This window comes from Bartonella sp. AA86SXKL (assembly GCF_042196885.1).
Window position 1 is genome coordinate 1 of sequence record NZ_JBHIRE010000475.1, and the last position, 277, is coordinate 277.

Sequence of the window (277 nt, forward strand, 5' to 3'; positions counted from 1 at the left end):
TAACAGCTTCACCTCTTACAAGTGAATTACAAATTTCATTCAAAACCAATTCAACCAAAGCTGCCGATTCCGTATGTGACAAGCCCACTTTTCTACAAACTACGCTTGCTAAATCTGCGCGCGTTACTGTCTTACTTGTCATTCTAACCACCTATTCAAATATTAAAAATTACAAAATGATTTATACGTTTTATTCAAATATGGTCAAGCGACTATAATCTACCAACGAATAAGAATTGCACCCCATGTAAACCCTCCTCCCATAGCTTCTAACATG

The 277-nt window shown here is 36.5% G+C and carries 1 protein-coding gene; it reads right to left on the minus strand.

Features of this window, described 5'->3' with window-relative positions; all coding sequences use genetic code 11:
• Positions 1–142 (minus strand): HU family DNA-binding protein (locus ACFIO5_RS12725; protein ID WP_522729904.1); only part of this gene is annotated, 142 nt, incomplete at its 3' end.
• Between the last annotated feature and the right edge of the window lie 135 nt (positions 143–277).